This is a genomic window from Sphingobium sp., from assembly GCF_003248505.1.
Taxonomy (GTDB): Bacteria; Pseudomonadota; Alphaproteobacteria; order Sphingomonadales; family Sphingomonadaceae; genus Sphingobium.
In genome coordinates, this window is sequence record NZ_QFOA01000109.1 from 1 (window position 1) to 7,896 (window position 7,896).

Consider the following 7,896-nt stretch of genomic DNA (forward strand, 5'->3'; position numbering starts at 1 on the left):
CCGCAACAGCAAATGGTAGCCAGAATTCACCAACCGGCGCGGCCACCTATCGGCCATCATAATTGACGCCGACCGGACTCCGTAATCGTCGCGCTACAACGTTCTTCCCACCGAAGCAACAGCACATCGGACTGGATTTTTGACGTCAGACGAACCGTCCCCTCCGGAATGCAAAGGGAGCCGTACTTCGATGCATTGGTCGCCAATTCGTGAAATACCAGGCCAATCGGAGTTGCACCACGATCGTCTATGACATGGTCGTCACCCAATATAGCCAGTCGCCCTTCATCCAGCGCAGGATAGGGGCTAAGGAGCTCTTTTAGCATGCTTTTCAGGGTTGTAGGGCCATGATGAGGTGCGCTTTCGTCGCTATGCGGCCTCACGTAGTCATGTGCGCGGCCTAGAGCAGCCACTCTCTGCTGCAATTTCTGGACAAATTCCTGCATTGCGGGATATCGGCGCGCGGACAAACTGATCAGGCCAGAGATCACCGCAAAGATGTTTTTGATCCGGTGACTCAGCTCACGACTTAAAATCTCGTTTCGTTCGATAATCCGCTTCTGATCATCAATGTCAGTGCATGTCCCCACCCATCGGACGATCTCATCAGATGCCGATAGAACCGGTAATGCGCGACCCAGAGTCCAGCGATATGTGCCGCTGTGGTGGCGCAGCCGGTACTCGATTTCGTAAGGTTCTCCAGTCTCAAGACTGTGTTGCCACCTTACCCAAGCGCGTTGCTGATCATCTGGATGGAACATGGTATTCCAGCCGTCGCCATCCGTTGAGCCAACAGGCACTCCAGTGAAAGCATACCACTGAGCATTGTAGTAATCGTGTGATCCGTCAGGCCGGGCTGACCAGACCATTTGCGGCATAGCGTCGGCCAGCTGACGGAATGTAATCTGGCTCTCGGCTGGTCCCAACGGATCAGTTACTGATACCGGCACATATTCCCTTTCTCTCACCAGCCTGCGGGATTGGTGACTACAATCTTACCGGACCCCACCGAGTGGTCCGCGAGGATTGTTAGTGCAAGATTGCCCCGAACTGCTAGCCGCTTCTGGTCTATCTGGCTGAGGGCTGGCCATCGGTCGTGCATCAGGGCGGGTCCGGACGGCAGCGCTCGCTGCGCTTGGTGACCGGGCCGTTCCTCAACGCCTTCGAGTTTCGCGGTGCCGGCGCGGTGCAGGGGCTCCCCGATGCGGTGCGCCTCGTGGCCGACATCTAAAGCACCGGACGCCGCCGCCTACCCAACAAGTCGCCGCTTCGCTTCGCGCCGCCGTCATGGCGGTCGTTCGTACTGCGCGACGGTCGGGTTGTCCGCTGCCCATGAGCTGTGCGTTCTGACCAAACTGCGTGACCGATTGCGCGCCGGTGACTCATGGGTGGCGGCAAGCCGCGAGTATCGCGCCTTCGAGAGCTATATCCTGCCGCCTGCCACCTTCGACGCGAGGCGCGCGCGAGGATCGCTGCCGCTGGCGATCGACACCGATTTCGACAGCTTCACCGCCGGACGCCGCGCCAGCCCAGACACCGCGATCGAGCAGGTGACGGCCCTTACCCGGCAGGGAGAGTGGCCCCAAGTGCGCCTTGACGGCAACTGCCTCGTTCTATCGCCGCTCAAGGCGCTCATGCACGCGGTCAGCCGTGACATGTTCTCCAGATGCAAGATTGAGAGCACATTTATGATACGCTCTACTGCGCTCGCGGTCAGGCAGAGAACCTGGTCAACTGCCAGCGCCGCGTCGTCGTCCGGATCGAGGCCGGCGCGATGGGCATGCGCTCAAAGGTGATCTTCTGGATCGGCTGTTCAGTGGCCGAATTCATAATGGCAGTAACGTTGCTCATCGCCGCAACGAAACCGAGAGGAGCCGCTTTCCGGCTACGGTTCGACCGCAGGTTGGTCCGTCCGGGAAATACGACACCTCTCCAAATATTCCCGGTAGTCCACCCAGAACTCAATCGATGGGGGATAATCGGTTGGTAAAGGGCGTGCTACCTAGATAGCTACCTAGCGCAAATGACGCCACTAGGGCCCGCTGAAGGTAGTGTTGTAAGTGACTGAATTTACTGGTGAAGGTGGTGGACGCACTTGGGCTCGAACCAAGGACCCGCTGATTAAGAGTCAGCTGCTCTACCAACTGAGCTATGCGTCCATTCGCCGGCGCAAAAGCCGTCCGGCGAGGTCGGGCTGTTAGCAGGCGCCCCAGCTTTTGCAAACAGGAAATTGCCCGCATCCGCGTTTTTTCCCGCGCGGATCGGTTTCACGCCCAGTTCTGCGGATTCGCCTTGCGCTTTCGCGATCGGTCGATTGCCATGATCATGCCTACGCACAGCATTACCGTCAGCATCGACGATCCGCCGTAGGACATGAAGGGGAGAGGGATGCCAACCACGGGAGCAAGGCCCATGACCATCATCAGATTGATGGCGACATAGAAGAAGATGGTGGTGGTCAGCCCCGCCGCCGCAAGACGAGAAAACTTGTCCTGGGTTCGCATCGCGACCCGGATGCCCCAGCGGAAGAGGAGCAGAAAGGCGAGGATCATCAACGTGCCGCCGACCAGCCCCCATTCCTCCGCCATGGTCGCGAACACGAAGTCGGTGTGGCCTTCGGGAAGATAGTCGAGATGGCTTTGCGTGCCCTGAAGGAAACCCTTGCCCCAGAGGCCACCCGATCCGATGGCGATTTTGGACTGGCTGATATGATAGCCAGCGCCCAACGGATCGCTTTCCGGGTCGAGGAAGATCAGCACCCGTTTTTTTTGATAGTCATGCAGGAAGCTGAAGGCGATGGGGACGGCGGCTGCGCCGATGAGGCCGGTGCCGACGAAAAGCCGCATCGGCAGCCCGGCAAGAAACATGACGGTGACGCCGCCTGCCGCGATCATCGTCGCGGTGCCGAGATCCGGCTGGATAAGCACCAGTGCCCAAGGCATGCCGATGAGCAGCAGCGCGGGCCAGATCGCATTCCACCGGCGGATTTCGCCCACCGGGAGCATCGCGTAGAAGCGTGCGATGGCAAGCACGATAATCGGCTTCATGAATTCCGACGGCTGCAATTGCATGAAGCCAAGGTTGATCCAGCGTTGGCTGCCGCCCGCGACGCCGCCGATCAATTCGACAAGAAAAAGCGCGATCAGCACTGCGCCATAGGCGGGAAATGCGAAACGGGCGAAGATTTCGACCGGAATGCGGCTGAGCACCAGCGCCATGATCGAGAAGATGACGAAGCGCACGCTCTGGTTCGCGGCCCAGGGCAGAATATGGCCGCCCGCTGCGCTGAAAAGAACCACGGTGCCGAACCCGGCGATCGCGAGCAGTAGCGCAAGGATGCGCCATGGGAAGTCGGTGACGGGCTTGGGAACGATGCTCATGGCGCGTCGGCTGCGTTGGATCCGGGCGGGGAAGGCAGGTCGCTTGCCTCCGGATCTGGCGCGCTCGCTTCGTTGGCGGTCGCATTGCTTGCAGGCGGCGGAGCGACGGGCGGTGGGGCCTCGCCCTTTTCGATAGCCTTGGCGAGGCGGAATGCGGCCATCTGGCGCGCCTGTCGTTCGGCTGGCGTGCCGCCCCATCCTTTTTCCAGCGTTTCCAGCTTCTCCATCGCCTTCTTCGGATCGAAGAGGTAGGACAGCGTATCGCTCGCGATCATCGGCGCGTCCTCGACCCGGTTGATGTGTCCGCCATGCTCGATGATGCAGGCGATGGCGTAGCGCGGATTGTCGAACGGCGCGAAGCCCTGGAACAGGGCATGGTCGCGCAGCTTGAAGGGCAAGCCTGCATTGCCGCGTACGCCGCCTGCGCGTTCGGTCATGGTGATGCGGCGGACCTGTGCGGTGCCGGTCTTGCCCGCGATCATCACGCCCGGAATGGAACTGCGCGCAGCCGCGCCCGTGCCCCCGCCGTTAACGACCGCATTCATCGCGTCTCGAATGACGACCAGATGTTCCTCGCTGACGCCGACGGGTTGCGGCACGGCGTGCGGCGCGCCGAAAAGGAAGTTGGGCATCAATTGTTGCCCGGTCGCGAGCCGCGCCGCCATCACCGCCATCTGGAGCGGATTGATGAGCATATAGCCTTGACCGATGGTGGCGTTGACCGTGTCGTAGACCTGCCACTTCTGCTTGTATTTCCGTTCCTTCCAGGCCGGATCGGGCACGGTGCCGTAACTCTGGCTGGGGAAGGGCAGATCGAATTTCTGTCCCATGCCCACGCGCCGGGCCATGCTGGCGATGCGGTCCATGCCGATGCGCTGGGCCATCTGATAGAAATAGATATCGCAGCTCTGGGCGATGGCGCCACGCATGTTGAGCGGGCCATGACCGCGTCGCTTATGACAGTGGAACAGCGTGTTCCCGACGCGGATCGCGCCGCCGCAGGTGACGGTTTCGGTCGGGGAAATGCCCGCCTCCAGCAGCGCCAGCGCAACCATGGGCTTGACCGTCGATCCGGGCGGATAGAGGCCCTGCAACGTCTTGTTGCGCAGGGGAACGTGATCGTCCTTCGACAGCATCTCATATTCCAGATGGCTGATGCCGTCGGAAAAGCTGTTGGGATCGAAGCTCGGCATCGACGCGAGGGCCAGCACGTCGCCATTGCGGCAATCGACCACCACGACCGAGCCGCTTTGGGTGGCGAGGCGGCGACCGGCGAATTCCTGTAACCCGGCGTCGATGGTCAGCTTGATCGACCGGCCCGGGGAATCCGGTCTGGTCGTGAGTTCGCGCATGATCTTGCCGCGCGCCGTCACCTCCACCCGCTTAGCGCCGGGCTTGCCGGTCAAAGGACGATCGAACGCCTTTTCAAGGCCGTCTTTCCCGACCTTGAACCCCGGTGTGATGAGTAGCGGGTCGCGGCGTGCCTTGTAATCCTCCGCCGTGGCTGCGCCGACATATCCGAGGAGATGGCCGACCGACGCTCCGCCCGGATAGTTGCGCGAGAAGCCCTGACTAGGGGCGACGCCAGGGAGGTCGGGCAGGCGTACGCTGATCGCGGCATATTGATCGTAGGTCAGCTTGTCGGCGACCTGAACCGGGCGGAAGCCGGCGGATTTTTCCAGCTCCTCCCGGATACGTTCGACATCGTCTGGCTCCAGCTTCAGCAAGTGCGCAAGCTGCCTGACGGTTTCGTCCGCATCGACGAGCCGCTGCGGGATAAGATCGACGCGAAAATCGGTGCGGTTGTTGGCAAGGGGGCGACCGTTGCGGTCGATGATCCAGCCGCGGCGCGGCGGAATGAGCGTCAGGTTGACGCGGTTGCTTTCCGACAGAAGGGTGTATTTCTCGTTCTCGGCGACGCTGATCCAGGCCATTCGACCGATCAGGGTCGCGCCGATCAAGCCCTGAAGCCCGCCCACCACCATGGCGCGGCGGCTGAAAGTCAGGGTCTGAGAGGCTTCGGTAAGGGTCTTGCTCTTGAGGCCGGGGATTTTCATGCCATCACGCGCCAACGGTCGATCCGCGCGCACTGCCGGACGACAAAGGGAAACAGCAATATCGTCCAGATCATCTGGGGCACGATCAAGGCAAAGCGCACGGAACCTCCGCCGGCGACCCTTGCGAAGAACAAGCCACCGGAAAGACAGAAGATAACCGCGAGTGTGGCGATAAGCCAGTCCTGCCTATATCCGCGCCACACCATGCGATGTTCGATGGCGTCGATGCCGATCAGCGTGACGGTCCACAGGAACATCGCCGACCCCAAAGGCTGCCCGCTCAGCATGTCGTCGACCAGGCCGAGCGGAACGCCGATCCACGCCCGCCATAATTCCGGACGCAGCAAACGCCAGGACAGGAGCGTCAGGAGACCCAAAGGCGGCATGACGGGGGATTGCGCGACCAGGGGAAGGGCGGTCAGCGCGCTGCCGATCAGCACCGTGAGCACGGGCGTCCCCCTTAGACGGAAACGGGAGGGATGGCGGCCGAGGCGCGGCACATGATGGAGGTGCGGATCGATCATGGCGCAGGCGCAGCGGCGTTGGCGGCATTCTCCTGACTGGCGACCGGGGGCGCGGCAGGGCCGGGTCGCGTCACCGCTTCCTCGAACACTCGCTCCACCACCACCGCATCGACCCGTGCGGGGTTGGCGAGCGGGACGCCATAGGCGATCTCGCCCTGCGCGCGCACCACGACGGCCACCGGGACATTGGGCTGGTAGACGCCGCCGATGCCTGACGTGACGAGCAGATCGCCGGGCTTGAACGGATTGCGTCCGGCGGTCAGCGCCCTGATTTCCAACGATCCGTCGCCCAAACCGGTGGAAATGGCGGGAATATTGTCGCTGGCCCGGCGCACGGGCACGATGTTGCTGGTGTCGGTCAGCAGCAGCACGTCCGAACTGTTGGGGGTCACGCCGTGGACGCGGCCGATGAGCCCTTCGGGCGCGCGGACCGGCATTCCGGGGCGAACGCCTTGCCAGCTTCCCGCATTCAACCGGGCAAAGCGACGCGCGCTGCTGGCGGACGAGGCGATGAGGCGAGCTGTCAAAAGGTCGCTATTGTCCTGGTCGACCAGCTTGAGCAGTTTCTTGAGGCGGATATTTTCCTGCGCGATCGCCTTGGCTTCGATGATGCGGTTGCGATCTGCCTCCACCTGGCGGCGCAGCGTCACATTCTGCGATCCCGCACGCCAATATCCGGCGAGAACGTCGTCGATCGAACTGACGCCGCTCACCATGGATTTCATCGCGACGGACGCCGGGCGCGTGACTTCGGACGCAGCGATGCGCAGCGCGGAAAAGCCGCTGGGATCGAAGATCGCGATCACCACCAGCAACAAGCCTGCCGCAGCACCCGCAACCGCCACCACATAGCTGGCGAACAGGCTATATTGCGCCCTGCGGTTGATGCCGGGGCGTCGGCTGGGTGGCCGCGCCATCGCTCAAAGCCCCTCTCGTCAGGCGGTCTGGAGAACGCCCCGGAAGATCGGATCCTCCATCGCGCGGCCAGTGCCGATCGCGACGCAGGTCAGCGGATCTTCCGCGATGGTGACGGGCAGGCCCGTTTCGTCACGCAGTTCGTCGTCCAACCCCTTGAGCAGCGCACCGCCGCCGGTCAGCACGATGCCCTGATCGACGATATCGGCGGCAAGTTCAGGTGCGGTGTTTTCCAGCGCGATGCGCACACCCTCGACGATGGTGCTGATCGGTTCGGCCAGCGCGTCGGCGATCTGGCCCTGATTGATCGAAATTTCCTTGGGCACACCGTTCACAAGGTCGCGGCCCTTGATGTGGATCGTTTCGCCCACGCCATCCTCTGGCGGCTGCGCGACACCGTACTGCTTCTTGATCCGCTCTGCCGTGGCTTCGCCGATCAGCAGATTGTGGTGGCGGCGGACGAAGGACACGATGGCTTCGTCCATCTTGTCGCCACCGACGCGAACCGACGTGGTGTAGGCAAGGCCGCGCAGCGACAGCACGGCGACTTCCGTCGTGCCGCCACCGATGTCGACGACCATCGAGCCGATGGGTTCGGTCACCGGCATGTCGGCGCCGATTGCGGCGGCCATCGGTTCCTCGATGAGGAAGACCTGGCTTGCGCCTGCGTTGCTGGCAGCGTCACGAATGGCGCGGCGCTCGACGCTTGTGGAACCGGACGGTACGCAGATCACGATTTCGGGCGCGCGCCAAGGGCTGTGCTTGCCGCCGTGCACCTTCGTGATGAAATGCTTGATCATCTGTTCCGCCACGTCGATGTCGGCGATGACACCGTCGCGCAGCGGGCGAATGGCCTCGATCGAGTCCGGCGTCTTGCCCATCATGAGCTTGGCGTCTTCACCCACCGCCTTCACCCGCTTGACGCCGTTGAGCGTCTCCACGGCGACCACGGACGGCTCATTGAGCACGATGCCGCGCCCGCGCACATAAACCACCGTGTTGGCGGTGCCGAGGTCGATG

Annotated in this window: 6 protein-coding genes, 1 tRNA gene and 1 pseudogene; 1 reads left to right on the forward strand and 7 read right to left on the reverse strand. The window is 62.4% G+C overall.

What is annotated here, in order from left to right; genetic code table 11:
- Positions 1-56: 56 nt before the first annotated feature.
- The gene (locus tag DI606_RS18690) at positions 57-950 is read right to left on the reverse strand and encodes a sensor histidine kinase (protein ID WP_367119495.1); all 894 of its coding nucleotides are present in this window, start codon (positions 948-950) and stop codon (positions 57-59) included.
- A gap of 167 nt (positions 951-1,117) precedes the next feature.
- On the opposite strand from DI606_RS18690, the pseudogene DI606_RS18695 reads away from it, so the two are divergent.
- A pseudogene (locus DI606_RS18695) lies at positions 1,118-1,634 on the forward strand (Tn3 family transposase); the annotation flags it as partial.
- 449 nt (positions 1,635-2,083) lie between these two features.
- Here DI606_RS18695 and DI606_RS18700 read toward each other — a convergent pair.
- From DI606_RS18700 to DI606_RS18725, 6 genes are all read right to left on the reverse strand, one after another.
- Positions 2,084-2,159: transfer RNA gene (locus DI606_RS18700), tRNA-Lys, on the reverse strand.
- Between the two features lie 108 nt (positions 2,160-2,267).
- Positions 2,268-3,380 (reverse strand): rod shape-determining protein RodA, encoded by a 1,113-nt coding sequence (rodA, locus tag DI606_RS18705; protein WP_293985369.1) that lies wholly within the window; start codon positions 3,378-3,380, stop codon positions 2,268-2,270.
- A complete protein-coding gene (gene mrdA / locus DI606_RS18710; RefSeq protein WP_293985370.1) occupies positions 3,377-5,437 on the reverse strand; it encodes a penicillin-binding protein 2 in 2,061 nt (686 codons plus the stop codon). Before mrdA ends, rodA begins: the two co-directional genes overlap by 4 nt.
- On the reverse strand, positions 5,434-5,961 hold the full coding sequence (gene mreD, locus DI606_RS18715; protein WP_293985371.1) for a rod shape-determining protein MreD: 528 nt from the start codon (positions 5,959-5,961) through the stop codon (positions 5,434-5,436). Before mreD ends, mrdA begins: the two co-directional genes overlap by 4 nt.
- Positions 5,958-6,878, reverse strand: a complete 921-nt coding sequence (gene mreC / locus DI606_RS18720) for a rod shape-determining protein MreC (RefSeq protein WP_293985372.1) — start codon at positions 6,876-6,878, stop codon at positions 5,958-5,960. Before mreC ends, mreD begins: the two co-directional genes overlap by 4 nt.
- Before the next feature lie 18 nt (positions 6,879-6,896).
- Entirely contained in the window at positions 6,897-7,895 is a 999-nt protein-coding gene (locus DI606_RS18725) for a rod shape-determining protein (RefSeq protein WP_293985373.1), read from the reverse strand.
- Position 7,896 lies beyond the last annotated feature (1 nt).

Coding starts and splice junctions, on each gene's coding strand:
- mreC (WP_293985372.1), bottom strand. CDS start 6,878: ATGGCGCGGCCACCCAGCCGACGCCCCGGCATCAACCGCAGGGCGCAA.
- mreD (WP_293985371.1), bottom strand. CDS start 5,961: ATGATCGATCCGCACCTCCATCATGTGCCGCGCCTCGGCCGCCATCCC.
- rodA (WP_293985369.1), bottom strand. CDS start 3,380: ATGAGCATCGTTCCCAAGCCCGTCACCGACTTCCCATGGCGCATCCTT.
- mrdA (WP_293985370.1), bottom strand. CDS start 5,437: ATGAAAATCCCCGGCCTCAAGAGCAAGACCCTTACCGAAGCCTCTCAG.